Genomic DNA, 14,340 nt, shown 5'->3' on the forward strand with positions numbered 1-14,340 from the left:
GTCCCGCCGCCGCCATCGCGCAAAAGGCGCAGGACGATGTGCGCGCCGCGGCCGCGGCCGCCGCGGCGGCCGAGGCGCAGCGTGTCCAGCAGGAGGCGCAAAAGGCAGCGGCGCAGGCTGCGGCGGATCAGGCCGCCCGTGACGCGGCCAAGGCGGCTCAGGACGCCGCCGCCTCGCAGGACGCGGCGGCCAAGGCCGCGGCCGACCAGCTCGCCGCGCTCGCAGCGAAGGCGGCCAGCGATGCCGCCAAGGCCGCCGAGGCCGCCAGCCAGGCCGCCGCCGAAAAGGCGGCGCGCGACGCGCAGAAAGCGGCGGCGGATCAGGCCGCCCAGACGATGAAGGACGCTGAAAAGGCGGCGCGCGATGCCGCCGACAAGGTCGCAGCCGACAACGCCAAGCTCGCCGACCAGGCAGCCAAGGACGCGGACAAGGCCGCCAAGGAGGCTGCGAAGGCCGCCGCCGATGCCGCGCAGGCGGCAGCGGACAAGGCCGCCAAGGATGCGGCCAAGGCAGCCTCCGACGCACAGGCCGCCAAGGCGGCGGACGACGCCAGGAAGGCGGCGGACGATGCGACCAAGGCCGCATCGGACAAGGCCGCCAAGGATGCAGCCAAGGCGGCAGCCGACGCCCAGAAAGACGCCGCCAAGGCAGCCGCGGACGCCGCCAAGGCGCAGGAACAGGCTGCCAAGGACGCCCAAAAGGCAGCCGACGACGCCGCCAAGGCCGCAGCCAAGACCTCCAACGACATCCTGAAGGGCGTGACCAAGGCCGCCGAAGACGCCGCCAAGCAGATCGCCGACAAGTTGATCGGCAAGAAGGGATAAAGCCGGCGAGCTATCGCCGTGCGGAGAACCCGTCCTTCATGCTGATGCCCGCGTTCACCAGCATGGGCATGAAGGATATGATGGAATGGCGGCATGGAGCTGCCCTTGCCTGCCGCAGATGGCGCACGGCGTGGCGCCGAACCGCACCCGCCAAGCCCAGCCGACACCACACATAGCACCTCCAGCGCGCGAGCGCTTTGCCTGGCCGGACTTTGTTGTTTGGCGGGGAAAATGGCGGAGCGGGAGGGATTCGAACCCTCGATACGGTTTTGCCGTATACTCACTTTCCAGGCGAGCGCCTTCGACCACTCGGCCACCGCTCCGCATGTCCTGGAGCAGCGCGCCTAGCCGGTCCGGGGTCGCCCTGCAAGTGATTGCGCGCGGGCGCCGGCTGCGCCACTCTGCTGCGTCATGCTGAGCCTGCTCCTTTTCGCCGCCGCGCCGCTGCAAGCTGCGCCGCCACCCTCGCCTGCCGACCCCATCGAGGCGGATTGGCGCGCCATTCCCGATGACGAACTGCTGGTGATGACGCTGGCGAACGGGCGGCAGGTGGTGATCCGTCTTGCCGCGGGCATGGCGCCGCAGCACGTCGGCAACGTCCGCACGCTCGCCCGCGCGCATTGGTGGGACGGCGAGAGCGTGTACCGCGTGCAGGAGAATTGGGTCGCGCAATGGGGTGATGCGACCGAGAAGAAGCCGCTGCCGGCCGGCGTCACCGACCGTCCCGCCGCGGAGTTCGAAATCGGCGCGTTCCGGCCGGCGGTGCGACTGGCAAAGGCCGACAGCTATTCCACCGCGTCGGGGATCACCGCCGACGGCTGGCCGGTGGCGAGCAACGGGCGGCAGGCGTGGCTGACGCATTGCTACGGCATGGTCGGGGTCGCGCGCGATGCGCTGCCGAGCACCGGGTCGGGCGCCGAACTGTTCACACCCATCGGCCAGTCCGCGCGGCGGCTCGACCGCAATTACACGGTGGTCGGGCGGATCGTCGAGGGCATGCAATATCTCTCCGCCCTGCCGCGCAGCGATGCGGCGATGGGCATGTATGCGACCGCTGCGGAACGCACGCCGATCGTCAGCGTGCGGCTGGCGAGCGACATGCCGGCCGCCGAACGCCCGCATTTCCAGTATCGCCGCGCCGACAATCCACGCTTCGCCGCCGCCGTCGCACGGCGCGAACATCCCGAGGCGCCGATGGTGTCGCTGGGCGGCGCGGCGGTGTGCGACGTGCTGCCCGCGGTGCGCCGGGCGCCCTAACGCTCAGGGGCGCCGTGCTCAGCTCGCCGCGACCCAGGCGGCGACCTCCACGGCGATCTGGTTGGCGGCCTGGTTGAGCGCGGTGCCAGCGCTGGTGGCGTCGATCGTTGCGACCGGCACGCGCGCTTCGAACCGGCGCTTCTCCACCGTATCCTTGCCGGCGCGGGTCAGCGCCGCGTCATAGGTCACGACCGCCTGGCGACTGGCGGCATCGAGACCGAAATTGCGTAGCGATCCCGCCAGCGTCGCGCTGGGATCGCCGATCGATTGGATGCTGGACAGCACCACCATGTTGCTGCGCGCCGAGACGGTGTCCGACAGCAGCCGCGCAAAGAGGCGCGCCGGCGGTTCGGACCATTGCGCGTCCTTCACATAGGCGATCGACGTCGGCGTTTCCTGCACCGGCACGCGTGCGACGGCGATCTCCGCCGGGGTGGTCGGCACCTGGATGGTGATCGATCGCGTGCCCGCCGAATTCTGCTCCGTCCCCACCGCGGGTGCGGCGGTCGATTGCAGGGTGAGCAGCGAGGGCGGCGGCTTGGCGCCGAAGCTGATGCAGCCAGCCAGCGGCAGGGCCGCGGCGAGGATGAGGAGCCTGGTCTTCATGATCTCACTTGCCCTTGTAGTCGGGGAGCTTCTGCTGGCCGATCAGCGAGCTGGCGCCGCCCTGGTCGACCTTGTCGGCGATCGACGACAGAGCCGTCGCGGTGACGCGCAGGTCGCGCACCAGCCGGTTCGCCTCCGGAATCGTCTGTTTGGAGAAGGTTTGCAGGCCCGGCCGCGCATCCTGGATGGCGCTGTTCAGCGTTTCCGCGCTCTGCTGGGCCGCGGCGATCGCCTTGTTGAGGTTCTGCATCGTCGGCTTGACGTCCTCGGCCAGCACACCGTTGGTGGTCTGCGCGAGCTGGCCGATCGACTGCGCGGCATCGCCCGCCTGCTGGATGGCGACACGGGTCTGCGCCAGCGTCGCCGCGATCTCCGGCCCGCGATCGGCGAGCGCGTCGGTCAGGCGGTTGGTGTTGTCGAGGATGCCGGCGATCGACGCCTGGTTGCGATCGGTGAGCAGGCCGGTCAGCCGCTCGGTCAGCGTCGACAGCCGCTCGAGCAACTGCGGCGCCGAATTCAGGATCGCACCGATGCCGCCCTGCTTGGTGGCGATGACGGGGACGCCATAGGGGCATTGCTGCGCATCGGGATGATCGGGGCAGACGATCGGCGGCGCGCCCTTGCGCGCACCATCCAGCGCCACCGTGCTGGTGCCGGTGAAGCTGCCCTGGATGGTCGCGGTGGTGCCCTGCAGGATCGGCGTATCGTCGTTCACCGTCACGCGCACGCGGACGAACTGCGGATCGGGCTTCCACAGCGCGATCGTCTTCACCTGCCCCGTCGGCACGCCCGAATAGGTGACCGTCGACCCCTTGGCGAGGCCGTCGACGGACTGTTTGAAGAAGATGTCATATTCCTTCTCCTGCGTGCCGCCGAGGCGCGCGATCCAGACGGTGAAGATCGCAAGGACGGCGAGCAGGATCAGCACGACCGCGCCGACGATCACGTGGTTGGAACGGGTTTCCATCAGTCGGTCCCCATGGGTCGGTCTCGTGCCGGTTCGGTAGCGGCGGCAGTCGGATTCGCCGCGATTGCGTTGGTCTTCACTTCGGTCGGATGAGCGGCGGCATTCGCCTCCTGCGTCGCCACCGCGGCGCGGCCGCGCGGCCCCTTGAAATATTCCTGGATCCAGGGGTGATCGAGCGCGAGCAGTTCGTCGATCGTGCCGACCGCGATCACGCGCCTGTCCGCCAGTACCGCCACCCGGTCGCAGATCGCATACAGGGTGTCGAGGTCGTGGGTGATGAGGAAGACGGTCAGGCCCAGCGTCTTCTGGAGCGATTTGGTAAGATCGTCGAACGCTGCGGCACCGATCGGATCGAGGCCGGCGGTGGGTTCGTCGAGAAACAGCAGTTCGGGATCGAGCGCGAGCGCCCGGGCAAGGCCGGCGCGCTTCTTCATGCCGCCGGACAGTTCGGCCGGGTATTTGGGGCCGGCATCGGGCTTGAGGCCGGTCATCACCACCTTGTAGGCCGCGATCTCCGCCATCAGCGCCGGGTTCAGGTCGCGATAGAATTCGCGCAAGGGAACCTGCACGTTCTCGGCGACGGTCAGCGTGGAGAACAGCGCGCCGCCCTGGAACAGCACGCCCCAGCGCTTGCGGATGTTGGTCGCCTCCGTCTCCTCGCGGCCGATCGTCGGTTCGCCGAAGACGGTGATCTCGCCGGCGACGGGCGTCTGGAGGCCGATGATCGAGCGCATCAGCACCGATTTGCCGGTGCCCGATCCGCCGACCACGCCCAAAATCTCGCCACGCCGGACATCGAGGTCGAGCCCTTCATGGACCACCTGATCGCCGAACGCATTCTTGAGGCCGCGGACCTGGATGATGTGTTCGCCGGCGTCGCGATCGGTATTGGTCGCAGCCATCAGTTCCACCCCACCCAGGTGAAGAACACCGCGAAGAAGGCATCGAGCACGATGACGAGGAAGATCGCCTGCACGACGGCGGACGTGGTGCGCAGGCCTACCTGCTCCGCGTCCGATTCGACCAGCATGCCCTGGAAGCAGCCGGCGATGGCGATGATCGCGCCGAACACCGGTGCCTTGATGAGGCCGATATAGAGGTCGGTGATCGGCACCACTTCGCGGATGCGCTGGATGAAGGTCACGGGTGGGATGTCGAGCGATACCCAGGCGAGCAGGCCGCCGCCGATGATCGCGATCAGCGACGAATAGAAGCCGAGCAGCGGCATCAGCAGCACCGCCGCGATCGTGCGCGGCAGCACCAGCGCCTCCATCGGCGACACGCCGATGGTGCGCATCGCGTCGATCTCTTCGGTGAGCTTCATCGTGCCGAGCTGCGCGGCGAAGGCCGATCCGGATCGCCCGGCGACCATGATCGCGGTCATCAGCACGCCCAGCTCCCGCAGGGTCAGCCGGCCGACGAGGTTGATCGTGAACACCTCCGCGCCGAACTGGCGCAGCTGCACCGCGCCTTGCTGGGCGATGACGATGCCGATCAGGAAGCTCATCAGCCCGACGATCGCCAGCGCCTGCACGCCCACCACCTCGAACCGGTGGACGGTGGCATTGAAGCGGAAGCGGCTGGGATGGCGGATGACGTTGACCAGGGCGATCGTCGTCGCGCCGAGGAACCCGAGCAGGCCGTACAGCGTGCGGAAGGTGACGACGACCGCATCGCCGATCTCGCCGAGCAGGCGGGTGAAGGCATTGGACGGCCGATCCGGCAGCGCGACCGGCTGATCGGCGGCGACCACCTGGTCGAGCAGGTAGCGGCCGTCCTCGTCCAGCCCGTCGATCGCGGCATCGTGGCGTGCGGCGAGCCGGTGGACGACCCAGGCGCCGACGGTGTCGATTCGCCCGACCGCGCTGAGGTCGATTCGCTCGACCGGTCCGGACAGCGAATCCAGCCGGTCCGGCAGCTTGCCCAGCGTCCGCAACAGCAGGTCGCCGGAAAAGCGGACGGTGCCGCCGCTGTCCTGCTCGAATTCGGCTGTGGCGCTCATCGCCTGCGCTTGTGCGGCAAGACGATCGAGACGGCAAGGCGTTTGCGGTATGCGACGGATGGCGAGAGCGTACAGCCCTGCTTCACAACAGGACATCCACCGCATGGATGGCGAGTCCGACGAGGCCGCCGACCAGCGTGCCGTTGATGCGGATATATTGCAGATCGCGCCCGACGGCGTTCTCCAGCCGCGTCGTGATCGTGCGGGCGTCCCAGCCGCGCACGGTTTCGGACACCAGACGGACGATGCCGTCGCCATAATCCGCGGCGATGCCGACCACCGCCCGCCGCACGAAGCGGTTGATGGTACGGGCAAGGCGCGGATCGCCGGTCAGCGTGCCCCCCAGCTGGCGCAGCACGTCGCCCAACTGGCCCTGCATCGCACCCTCGGGATCGCGGGCGATGCGCAGCAGCCCGGCACGCGCCGCTTCCCACAAACCGTCGAGCCAGCGCTGCATCGCCGGATTGGCGATCAGTTCGACCTTCATCGCCTCCACCCGTTCGCGGGTACGGGGATCGAATTGCAGGTCCCACGCGAGGCGATCCAGCCCCTCCTCAGCCTTGAGGCGCAACGGGTGCTGCGGATCCTCCGCCATGTCGGCGATCAGCCGGTCGAGGCCGCCGATCAGCTTGTCCGCCACCGTTTCGTCGAGCCCGGTCCAGCGCAGGATCGATCCGGCGCGTTCATGCACCATCTGGCGGATCAGGTGATCGTTGGCGGCGAGCGCCTTGGCGGCCCAGCGGATCGCGCCGTCGAGCAGCGGCGCGTGGCGCTGTTCGGCGATGGCAGCCTTCATCACGCGCCCCAGCATCGGCGCGACCTCCGCCTCGCGCAGGCGTGCGGCGATGCCGGCCTTGACCATCCCGCCGAGCCGCTGCGGGTCGAGCCCCTCGAGCACCTGCGCGACCAGTTTGGAGGCGCCCTGGCGGAAGCGGCCGCCGGCGCCCTCCTCGGGATCGGTCAGCCAATGGGCGAGCGCGCCGGCGACATCCAGGCGCCGCATGCGGCGGCTGATGACCGTGGGTTGCAGGAAGTTGGCGCGCAGGAACTGCGCCAGCGTATCGCCGATGCGATCCTTGTTGCGCGGCACGATCGCGGTGTGCGGGATCGGCAGGCCGAGCGGATGGCGGAACAGCGCGGTGACCGCGAACCAGTCGGCGAGGCCGCCGACCATCGCCGCCTCGCTGAACGCCTGCACGAAGCCCCACGCCGGATGCGTCGTGGCGAGATGCCGGCTGACGAGGAACAGCGCCGCCATGGCGAGCAGCAGCCCGCCGGCGAGCCTGCGCATCCGCACCAGCGCAGGCGGCGTCGCCTCCAGTCTGGTCGTGGCGCGGGGGAAAGGGTTCATCGGTGAAACAATCCCCGAAGCGCTGGTAAGTTCAAGTGGCCATGGTGGGGCGACCGGTAAGCGGCAGCCCATCGGCCCACTCAACGAAGAAGGGCGGCGGTGCCTTCGCACCCCCGCCCCCATCCGTCGGCCCTCAACGGGCGGCGATCAATGCTTCACGTCGCGCCAGACGTTCTGATACGCGCCCCAGGCGAGGAAGCAGAACGCGATCAGGAACAGCGCCGCCGCCAGACCCGCGCCATGGCGGGTGTTGAGGTTCGGCTCCGCGGTCCAGGTCAGAAAGGCGGCGACGTCGCGCGCCATCTGGTCCTTGGTCGCCTTGGTCCCGTCCGAATAGGTGACCTGCCCGTCGGAGGTCAGCGGCGGCGGCATGGCGATGTTGAGGTTGGCGAAATACGGGTTGTAATGCAGCCCCTTGGGCGTCTTCGCGTCCGGGAACTCCTTCAGCAGCGCCGCAGGTTGCGGGCGATAGCCGGTGAGGAGCGCATGGATGTAGTTCGATCCGTCATGCCGCGCCTTGGCCATCAGCGACAGGTCGGGCGGCAGCGCGTTGTTGTTGGCGGCGCGCGCGGCGACCTCGTTGGCGAACGGCGACGGGAAGCGATCCGACGGCACGTTCTTGCGGGTCGAGGCTTCGCCGGTGTCCGGGTTCACCGTCGGCTGTTCGATCACCCACTGGTTGGCGATCGCCTTCGTCTCGGGCTCCGAATAGCCGATCTTGGTGAGGTCGCGGAACGACACGTACTTCAGGCTGTGGCAGGCCGAGCAGACCTCCTTGAAGACCTGGAAGCCGCGCTGCAGCTGCCGGTTGTCGTATTTGCCGAAGAAGCCGTTCGACGACAGGTGGATGTTCTCGGGGTGCAGGTGGAACACCTGCTCGGCGGTTTCCTTCGCGGGATCCTCGATCGCGGTCTTGGCGGTGCCGAAGAGCGCGAGCGCGAGCACGAAGATGAAGGCGGCGCCGATCAGGGAGGCGATGATGCGAGGCATGGTTTTCTGATATCCCCCAGTCGGTTCAGGCTTGCGCCGCGCTGTGCGTGACGCTGGTCCCGCCCTGCTTGGCCAGCACCGCTTCCGTGATCGAATTGGGCAGCGGGCGCGGACGCTCCGAGCGGGCGACCCACGGCAGGATGATGAGGAAGTGCGCGAAATAATAGGCCGAGGCGATCTGCCCCAGGATCACGTTGCGCGCATTCGCCTCCGCCCCGCCGACATAGCCGAGCACCAGCACGTCGAGCAGCAGCACGCCGAGGAAGATGCGATACTTCGGCCGGTAATTCGCCGAGCGCACCGGCGACGTGTCGAGCCAGGGCAGGAAGAACAGCAGCAGGATCGACCCGAACATCGCGAGCACGCCCCACAGCTTGGCATCGAGGATGAAGTTCGCGGTGAAGCTCTTGAGGATCGCGTAGAACGGCAGGAAGTACCATTCGGGCACGATATGCGCCGGCGTCGAGAGCGGGTTCGCCTCGATGTAATTGTCCGGGTGGCCGAGCAGGTTCGGGCTGAAGAAGATCAGCAGCGCGAAGACGAGCATGAACACGCCGACGCCGACGCCGTCCTTCGCCGTATAATAGGGGTGGAACGGCACCGTGTCCTGCTCACCCTTCACCTCGACGCCGGTCGGGTTGTTCGATCCCGGGATGTGCAGCGCCCAGATGTGCAGGATGATGACGCCCGCGATCACGAACGGCAGCAGATAGTGCAGCGAGAAGAAGCGGTTGAGCGTCGCATTGTCCGGCGCGTAGCCGCCGAGCAGCCAGATGCGGATCGTGTCGCCGACCAGCGGTATCGCCGAGAAGAAGCCGGTGATGACCTGCGCACCCCAGAAGCTCATCTGCCCCCAGGGGAGCACATAGCCCATGAAGGCGGTCGCCATCATCAGCAGGAAGATGACGACGCCGAGCAGCCACACCATTTCGCGCGGCGCCTTGTACGACCCGTAATAGAGGCCGCGGCCGATGTGGATGTAGACGACCAGCAGGAACATCGACGCGCCGTTGGCGTGCGCGTAGCGCAGGAACCAGCCGGCATTGACGTCGCGCATGATGCTTTCGACCGAGCCGAAGGCGACGCCCGCATTGGCGGCATAATGCATCGCCAGCACGATGCCGGTGATGATCTGGATCGCCAGCGCGGCCCCGGCGAGCACGCCGAAGTTCCAGAAATAGTTGAGGTTGCGCGGCACCGGATAGCCGGCACCGACGGCATTGTAGACGAGGCGCGGCAGCGGCAGCTTCTCGTCCAGCCACCGCATCAGCGGCTGCTTGGGTTCGTAATGCTTGGCCCAGGGAAAGCTCATGTCTTCTACCTCTCCCTTAGCCGACCGTGACGACGGTGTCGGAATTGAACGTATATTCGGGGACGAACAGGTTCTTCGGCGCCGGCCCCTGCCGGATGCGCGCCGCGGTATCGTAGGCCGAGCCGTGGCACGGGCAGAAATAGCCGCCGAACGGTCCCTTGTTCTCGCCCTCGCCCGCACCGAGCGGCACGCAGCCGAGGTGCGTGCAGACGCCCAGCGTGATGAGCCAGTTTTCCTTGCCGGGCTTGGTCCGCTCGGCCAGCGTTTGGGGATCGCGCAACGAGGCGATCGGCACGGCATTCGCCTCCGCGATCTCCTTGGGCGTCAGGTTGCGCACGAACAGCGGCTGCTTGCGGAACTGTGCCTTGATCGCCTGCCCCGGCTGGATCTTGGACAGGTCGACCTCGGTCGTCGACAGCGCCAGCACGTCCGCCGACGGGTTCATCTGGTTGATGAGCGGCAGCACGATCGCGAGCGCGCCGACGCCGGCAAAGGATACGGCGGCGATGTTGATGAAATCGCGGCGGCGGGGATCGTGGACTTCCTCGTGGAACGGCTCCGGCGATTCACCGGGAGGTACCATGCTGTCAGTCGCCATTCGTCTCTGCCCTTGTCTCTTTTTCTTGCGGGGGAACGGGAAACCCTGGCCCACCGAACCCTGCCATCCCCAAGGCGGGCTGCTGCCTGATAGACGGCAGGGCCTCGCTTTGCCAACAGCATTTTACCGCGGGTTAGCCGGACGCTAGGGAGGACCCACGATGACCAGCCGCCTGCGCCTCGCCCTCTACCAACCCGATATCGCCGGCAACGTCGGCGCGGTGATGCGCACCTGCGCCTGCCTCGGCACGCCGCTCGACCTGATCGAGCCGATGGGCTTCCAGTGGGACGACAAGCGCGTCGCACGCGCGGCGATGGATTATATCGACCATGTGTCGGTGACCCGGCATGCGGATTGGCCGACGTTCGAGCGGCAGGCGCCGGGGCGCCTGGTGCTGTTGACGACGCGCGGTGCGACGCCGCTGCACGACTTCGCCTTCGCCGCCGACGACGTGCTGCTGTTCGGCCGCGAGAGCGCCGGCGTGCCCGAGGAGGTCCACGCCCGTGTGGATGCGCGCGTCGTCATCCCGATGGCGCCGCCGTTGCGCTCGCTCAACCTGTCGGTATCCGCCGCGATCGTGCTGGGCGAGGCGCTGAGGCAGACGGGCGGCTGGCCGGGCGCCTGATCGCATCCAGCACATGGGCGAGCAGCCCGGCTTCATCATGGTGGATATTGTGGCCGCCCGGCATCCCGACGATCCGCGCGCCCGGCACCTTGAGCAGCGGGCAGAGGCTGTCGTCTTCCTCGACGCCGTAGATGCAGGTGAGCGGCGCCCAGGTGAGCGTGTCGGCGGTGGTGACGGCGACGCTGTCCGGCGTGCCGCGATAGGCCCAGCCGGTAGGGTCGGCGCGGAAGTAGACCGAGTCGCCCGGCAGCACGAGGATGATCCCCGCCACGCGCGATCGCAGGTCGGCGGGAAGGCGCGCAAGGCCGGTCTGCACGATGTCGGCGCCATAGGACTGGCCCATCACCACGATCCGCCGCGCCCCGGTGCGCGCCAGGCCGGTCCGCACCACGTCGGCCATGAAGGCGTCCACCTCCGCCCGGCTCCGCCACCGCCGGAAGACCGCCGGCGAGGAGATGCCGACCACCGTCACATGGTGTTCGGTCAGCCCGCGCGACGTCGAGGCGCCGAGCAGGAAACGCAGGCCCATGTCGCCCGAGACGTTGACCAGCGCGACGCCGCTCGCCGGCGGCCGCGCCGGATAGAGGTGGACGGGATCGCGATCGAAATAGCCCGCCGCCGCGACGCATGCGCAGACGAAGGCCGAACTGACCGCGGCGACGCGCAGGCCGCGGAACAGCGATCGTCGTGCCGAACGGGTCATCCGCCGTCCCTGCCAGCCTGCGTGACGGATGACCAGCGCCGCGACAGGCGCTAGAGGGTCGCTCCATGCTGACCCTCGATGCCGAACAGACCGCCGCCCGCCATTGGTTCGAATCGCTGCGCACCCGCATCTGCACCGCGTTCGAGGCGATCGAGCGCGAGGCGGGATCGGACGCGGTGTTCGACTATACGCCATGGGACCGCACCGATCCCTCGGGCGAACCGGGCGGAGGGGGCGTGCGCGGGGTGATGAAGGGCCGCGTGTTCGAAAAGGTCGGGGTCAACGTCTCCACCGTCGGCGGCGCGTTCGAAGGCGAATTCGGCAAGACGATCCACGGCGCCGGCGACGATCCGCACTTCTTCGCGACCGGCATCAGCCTGGTCGCGCACATGGCCAATCCGCACGTGCCCGCGGTGCACATGAACACCCGCTTCCTCGTCACCACCAAGCGCTGGTTCGGCGGCGGTGCCGACCTCAACCCGCCGCTGCCGGTGGCGGAGGATACCGCCGATTTCCACGCCGCGCTCGCCGCCGCCTGCGATGCCCACGATCCGGCGCACTATCCGCGGTTCAAGGCATGGGCGGACGAGTATTTCTACATTCCCCATCGCAAGGTGCATCGCGGCGTCGGCGGCATCTTCTACGATCACCTGGAGGGTGATTTCGACGCCAATTTCGCCTTCACCCGCGCCGTCGGCGAAGCGTTCCTCGCGATCTACCCGCAGATCGTCCGCCGCCGCATGAACCAGCCGTTCGACGAGGCCGATCTGGCGCAGCAGCGCGCCTGGCGCGGCCGCTACGCCGAATTCAACCTGGTCTACGACCGCGGCACCCTGTTCGGCCTGAAGACCGGCGGCAATATCGATGCGATCCTGATGAGCCTGCCGCCGCTCGCGACGTGGGAATAGCGCCGTGGCGCTGATCCCGGTCGATCCGCGCGAGCTGGCGACGATCGTCACCACGCTGGACATGACGCGCCGACCGCCGCTGCGGCCGCTGCCCGCGTCACCGTTGCAACTGGTGCGCTGGGCGCGGCCCGAATCGGCCAAGTACCGGATGCTGTTCGCGCGCGTCGGCGGGCCATGGCTGTGGTATTCGCGCCTGGCGATGGACGATGCCGCGCTGACCGCGATCGTGCACGATGCGCGGGTGCAGGTCTTTGCCGCGATCGATCCCGCCGGCGTCGAGGTCGGGCTGCTCGAACTCGATTTCCGGCATGAGGGCGCCTGCGAATTGTCCTATTTCGGCCTCGTTCCGGAACTCGCCGGCAAGGGGCATGGCCGCTGGCTGATGGCGGAGGCGATGGCGCGCGCCTGGCTACCGGGTGTCCGGCGCGTGTGGGTGCATACCTGCACGCTCGATCACCCCTCCGCGCTCAATTTCTACCGCGCACAGGGGTTCGTCGCGGTCAGGCGGACGATCGAGACCTTTCCCGATCCGCGTGCGCTCGGCCTGCTGCCGCCCGACATGGGGCGGCATGTTCCCTATCTGGCGGACGGCTCCGACAATCGGCGATAGGCGGCGACGGCGATCAGGCCGCCGGCGACCTGCGTCAGCATCGCGACGGCCGCGGCGAGGGCATCGGCGATCGCCACGCCGAGCGGATTGCCGCCCCCCTCCCCGCCGAGCCAGCGCGCGAACAGCATGAACGGCTGCCCCGCCAGCAACGCGGCGAGATAGACGGTGACGATCGCGCCGAGCAGCGACAGCTGCGCCTTGCGCGTCGCCCGCCACGACCGGCCGATCGCGGCGATGGCACCGATCCGTGGCGCGCCCGCGCCTGCTGCGAACAGGATCGGGCCGGCCAGCATGAAGCGGCTCATCAGCCACAGCCCGGGGAGCAGCAGCAGGTACATGCCTGCGCCGGACGGGATCGACACGACCACCATCGCCAGGATGAAGCGCGGGAACAGGCGCGCGGCACGCCCCATCGCCTCCCGCAGCGTCGGTCGGACGGGATCGAGCAACAGGCAGAACAGCAGGGCCAAGCCGAAATAGGTGACGGCGTAAGCGACGACCGATCCCAGGCCGTAATCGCCGACCCAGGTGTCGAGCGCATTCATCCAAGCCTGCGCGCGCGCCTGCGTGTCCGCGATCTCCGGGTCGGGCAGCGGCAATGGCCCGACGAGCAGCAGCAGCGCATAGGTCGGCAGGAAGAAGAACAGGCCGGCGACGCGCAGCAGCAGGTCGGCATCGCGCCGGAACAGCGCCCGGGCATCGGCGAGCAGCGCGGCGAGCGTGACCTTCACGCCGCCGCCTGGCCCGCGCGGTCGCGCAGCAGCTGTTCGCGGGCGACCAGCGACAGGTAGAGCTGCGCCGAGAAGACGATCGCGACCAGCGTCAGCGCGGTGGACGCCGCCTGCCCGGCCAGCGTGGCGAGGAAGGCGACGGTGGCGCGCGCATCGGCGCCGAGGATCAGGCGCAGGATCAGGCCGACGGCGAACTGCGCGGCAGTGGTCGCGAACAGCAGCACCACCATGAACAGCAGCACGACGCCGACGATCCGCCAGGTGTGGCGGCGGCTGAGCTGCCAGCTGCGCGCGATCGCGGCGAGGCCCAGCCGCTCGCGCAGCACCACCGCATAGAGCGGCAGCATGCGGGCGCCGACGAACAGGATCGCGACGAGCAGCACGATCACATAGAGGCTGGCGAGCAGCGCCGAGCCGGTTACGGTGACGGTCGGTGCCGTGCCCGCGCTCATCGCCGCGACGTTGACGCCGGATACGGCCATCAGCGCCACCGCCGGCAGCATCGCCACGATCAGCGCGAAGCCCAGCACCAGCGCGACGAGCAACGCCGGCAGCAGCCGCGCATTGGCCTGCCGCCGCGCCGCCTCGCGATCGGTCGCCGGATCGATCGAGGCGGCGATGATCCACAGCTGCCCCCACAGCGCGATCAGTGTCGTCGCGAGGGTGAGCAGCAGCGCGCCTACCGAGCGGGCCATGCCCGGCGCGACATAGGCGCCGAACGCCGAGGCGAGCGCCGGCGGTATGAACAGCGTCAGGATGGCGACGCCCGCGAGCATGCCGCCGCGTCCGTTCAGCACCTCGACGGTGCGATCCCACACATTGCCCATCCTGACCATCCGGCATCGCCCCATCTTGC

General features: G+C 68.6%; 16 protein-coding genes and 1 tRNA gene. 5 read left to right on the top strand and 12 right to left on the bottom strand.

Translation table 11 applies throughout. The annotated features are described in order from the left end of the window. Positions 1-824, top strand: an 824-nt coding sequence (locus AC4GY7_RS10835) for a hypothetical protein (RefSeq protein WP_491113777.1), incomplete at its 5' end; no start/stop codon positions are given. Between the two features lie 232 nt (positions 825-1,056). Here AC4GY7_RS10835 and AC4GY7_RS10840 read toward each other — a convergent pair. Then, positions 1,057-1,147 (bottom strand) — tRNA-Ser (locus AC4GY7_RS10840). Positions 1,148-1,235: 88 nt separating this feature from the next. On the opposite strand from AC4GY7_RS10840, the gene AC4GY7_RS10845 reads away from it, so the two are divergent. Beyond that, positions 1,236-2,081, top strand: coding sequence for a peptidylprolyl isomerase (locus AC4GY7_RS10845; RefSeq protein ID WP_491113779.1), 846 nt, complete (start codon positions 1,236-1,238; stop codon positions 2,079-2,081). A gap of 18 nt (positions 2,082-2,099) precedes the next feature. Here the strand turns inward: AC4GY7_RS10845 and AC4GY7_RS10850 are convergent, their stop codons facing one another. From AC4GY7_RS10850 to petA, 8 genes are all read right to left on the bottom strand, one after another. Next, complete coding sequence (locus AC4GY7_RS10850; protein WP_491113780.1) at positions 2,100-2,687, bottom strand: ABC-type transport auxiliary lipoprotein family protein; 588 nt, start codon at positions 2,685-2,687, stop codon at positions 2,100-2,102. A gap of 4 nt (positions 2,688-2,691) precedes the next feature. Then, positions 2,692-3,654, bottom strand: coding sequence for an MlaD family protein (locus tag AC4GY7_RS10855; protein WP_443583211.1), 963 nt, complete (start codon positions 3,652-3,654; stop codon positions 2,692-2,694). Next, positions 3,654-4,556: an ABC transporter ATP-binding protein gene (locus tag AC4GY7_RS10860; protein ID WP_443583212.1), complete on the bottom strand. Its 903-nt coding sequence runs from the start codon at positions 4,554-4,556 to the stop codon at positions 3,654-3,656. The genes AC4GY7_RS10855 and AC4GY7_RS10860 overlap by 1 nt, the downstream gene beginning before the upstream one ends. Beyond that, entirely contained in the window at positions 4,556-5,656 is a 1,101-nt protein-coding gene (locus AC4GY7_RS10865; RefSeq protein ID WP_443583213.1) for an ABC transporter permease, read from the bottom strand. The genes AC4GY7_RS10860 and AC4GY7_RS10865 overlap by 1 nt, the downstream gene beginning before the upstream one ends. A gap of 82 nt (positions 5,657-5,738) precedes the next feature. Beyond that, a complete protein-coding gene (locus AC4GY7_RS10870; RefSeq protein ID WP_491114662.1) occupies positions 5,739-6,947 on the bottom strand; it encodes a DUF445 domain-containing protein in 1,209 nt (402 codons plus the stop codon). A 207-nt stretch (positions 6,948-7,154) separates the two neighbouring features. Beyond that, positions 7,155-7,997, bottom strand: coding sequence for a cytochrome c1 (locus AC4GY7_RS10875; RefSeq protein WP_491113783.1), 843 nt, complete (start codon positions 7,995-7,997; stop codon positions 7,155-7,157). A 25-nt stretch (positions 7,998-8,022) separates the two neighbouring features. After that, positions 8,023-9,309: a cytochrome b gene (locus AC4GY7_RS10880; RefSeq protein ID WP_443583215.1), complete on the bottom strand. Its 1,287-nt coding sequence runs from the start codon at positions 9,307-9,309 to the stop codon at positions 8,023-8,025. Between the two features lie 16 nt (positions 9,310-9,325). Further along, positions 9,326-9,892 (bottom strand): ubiquinol-cytochrome c reductase iron-sulfur subunit, encoded by a 567-nt coding sequence (gene petA, locus AC4GY7_RS10885; RefSeq protein ID WP_443583691.1) that lies wholly within the window; start codon positions 9,890-9,892, stop codon positions 9,326-9,328. A gap of 175 nt (positions 9,893-10,067) precedes the next feature. Between petA and AC4GY7_RS10890 the strand changes: the two genes are divergently transcribed. Beyond that, positions 10,068-10,532, top strand: a complete 465-nt coding sequence (locus tag AC4GY7_RS10890; protein WP_491113786.1) for a tRNA (cytidine(34)-2'-O)-methyltransferase — start codon at positions 10,068-10,070, stop codon at positions 10,530-10,532. On the opposite strand, the gene AC4GY7_RS10895 is transcribed toward AC4GY7_RS10890, so the two are convergent. Continuing rightward, the gene (locus AC4GY7_RS10895; RefSeq protein ID WP_491113788.1) at positions 10,459-11,235 is read right to left on the bottom strand and encodes an AcvB/VirJ family lysyl-phosphatidylglycerol hydrolase; all 777 of its coding nucleotides are present in this window, start codon (positions 11,233-11,235) and stop codon (positions 10,459-10,461) included. The two genes, AC4GY7_RS10890 and AC4GY7_RS10895, sit on opposite strands and share 74 nt — an antisense overlap. A gap of 65 nt (positions 11,236-11,300) precedes the next feature. Between AC4GY7_RS10895 and hemF the strand changes: the two genes are divergently transcribed. Then, entirely contained in the window at positions 11,301-12,143 is an 843-nt protein-coding gene (hemF, locus tag AC4GY7_RS10900) for an oxygen-dependent coproporphyrinogen oxidase (protein ID WP_491113790.1), read from the top strand. 4 nt (positions 12,144-12,147) lie between these two features. Continuing rightward, positions 12,148-12,753, top strand: a complete 606-nt coding sequence (locus tag AC4GY7_RS10905; RefSeq protein WP_491113791.1) for a GNAT family N-acetyltransferase — start codon at positions 12,148-12,150, stop codon at positions 12,751-12,753. On the opposite strand, the gene AC4GY7_RS10910 is transcribed toward AC4GY7_RS10905, so the two are convergent. Together AC4GY7_RS10910 and AC4GY7_RS10915 are read right to left on the bottom strand one after the other, a co-directional pair. Continuing rightward, a complete protein-coding gene (locus tag AC4GY7_RS10910; protein ID WP_491113793.1) occupies positions 12,720-13,484 on the bottom strand; it encodes a hypothetical protein in 765 nt (254 codons plus the stop codon). The genes AC4GY7_RS10905 and AC4GY7_RS10910 overlap by 34 nt on opposite strands. Next, positions 13,481-14,320 (bottom strand): DUF7847 domain-containing protein, encoded by an 840-nt coding sequence (locus tag AC4GY7_RS10915; RefSeq protein WP_491113795.1) that lies wholly within the window; start codon positions 14,318-14,320, stop codon positions 13,481-13,483. Before AC4GY7_RS10915 ends, AC4GY7_RS10910 begins: the two co-directional genes overlap by 4 nt. Between the last annotated feature and the right edge of the window lie 20 nt (positions 14,321-14,340).

The organism is Sphingomonas sp. SP5 (assembly GCF_058313455.1).

What these genes read in the sequence shown, in the direction of transcription:
- AC4GY7_RS10850 (WP_491113780.1), bottom strand. Translation starts at nt 2,687, where the DNA reads ATGAAGACCAGGCTCCTCATCCTCGCCGCGGCCCTGCCGCTGGCTGGC.
- AC4GY7_RS10860 (WP_443583212.1), bottom strand. Translation starts at nt 4,556, where the DNA reads ATGGCTGCGACCAATACCGATCGCGACGCCGGCGAACACATCATCCAG.
- hemF (WP_491113790.1), top strand. Translation starts at nt 11,301, where the DNA reads ATGCTGACCCTCGATGCCGAACAGACCGCCGCCCGCCATTGGTTCGAA.
- AC4GY7_RS10855 (WP_443583211.1), bottom strand. Translation starts at nt 3,654, where the DNA reads ATGGAAACCCGTTCCAACCACGTGATCGTCGGCGCGGTCGTGCTGATC.
- AC4GY7_RS10880 (WP_443583215.1), bottom strand. Translation starts at nt 9,309, where the DNA reads ATGAGCTTTCCCTGGGCCAAGCATTACGAACCCAAGCAGCCGCTGATG.
- AC4GY7_RS10890 (WP_491113786.1), top strand. Translation starts at nt 10,068, where the DNA reads ATGACCAGCCGCCTGCGCCTCGCCCTCTACCAACCCGATATCGCCGGC.
- AC4GY7_RS10865 (WP_443583213.1), bottom strand. Translation starts at nt 5,656, where the DNA reads ATGAGCGCCACAGCCGAATTCGAGCAGGACAGCGGCGGCACCGTCCGC.
- petA (WP_443583691.1), bottom strand. Translation starts at nt 9,892, where the DNA reads ATGGTACCTCCCGGTGAATCGCCGGAGCCGTTCCACGAGGAAGTCCAC.
- AC4GY7_RS10870 (WP_491114662.1), bottom strand. Translation starts at nt 6,947, where the DNA reads ATGCGCAGGCTCGCCGGCGGGCTGCTGCTCGCCATGGCGGCGCTGTTC.
- AC4GY7_RS10915 (WP_491113795.1), bottom strand. Translation starts at nt 14,320, where the DNA reads ATGGTCAGGATGGGCAATGTGTGGGATCGCACCGTCGAGGTGCTGAAC.
- AC4GY7_RS10845 (WP_491113779.1), top strand. Translation starts at nt 1,236, where the DNA reads ATGCTGAGCCTGCTCCTTTTCGCCGCCGCGCCGCTGCAAGCTGCGCCG.
- AC4GY7_RS10895 (WP_491113788.1), bottom strand. Translation starts at nt 11,235, where the DNA reads ATGACCCGTTCGGCACGACGATCGCTGTTCCGCGGCCTGCGCGTCGCC.
- AC4GY7_RS10875 (WP_491113783.1), bottom strand. Translation starts at nt 7,997, where the DNA reads ATGCCTCGCATCATCGCCTCCCTGATCGGCGCCGCCTTCATCTTCGTG.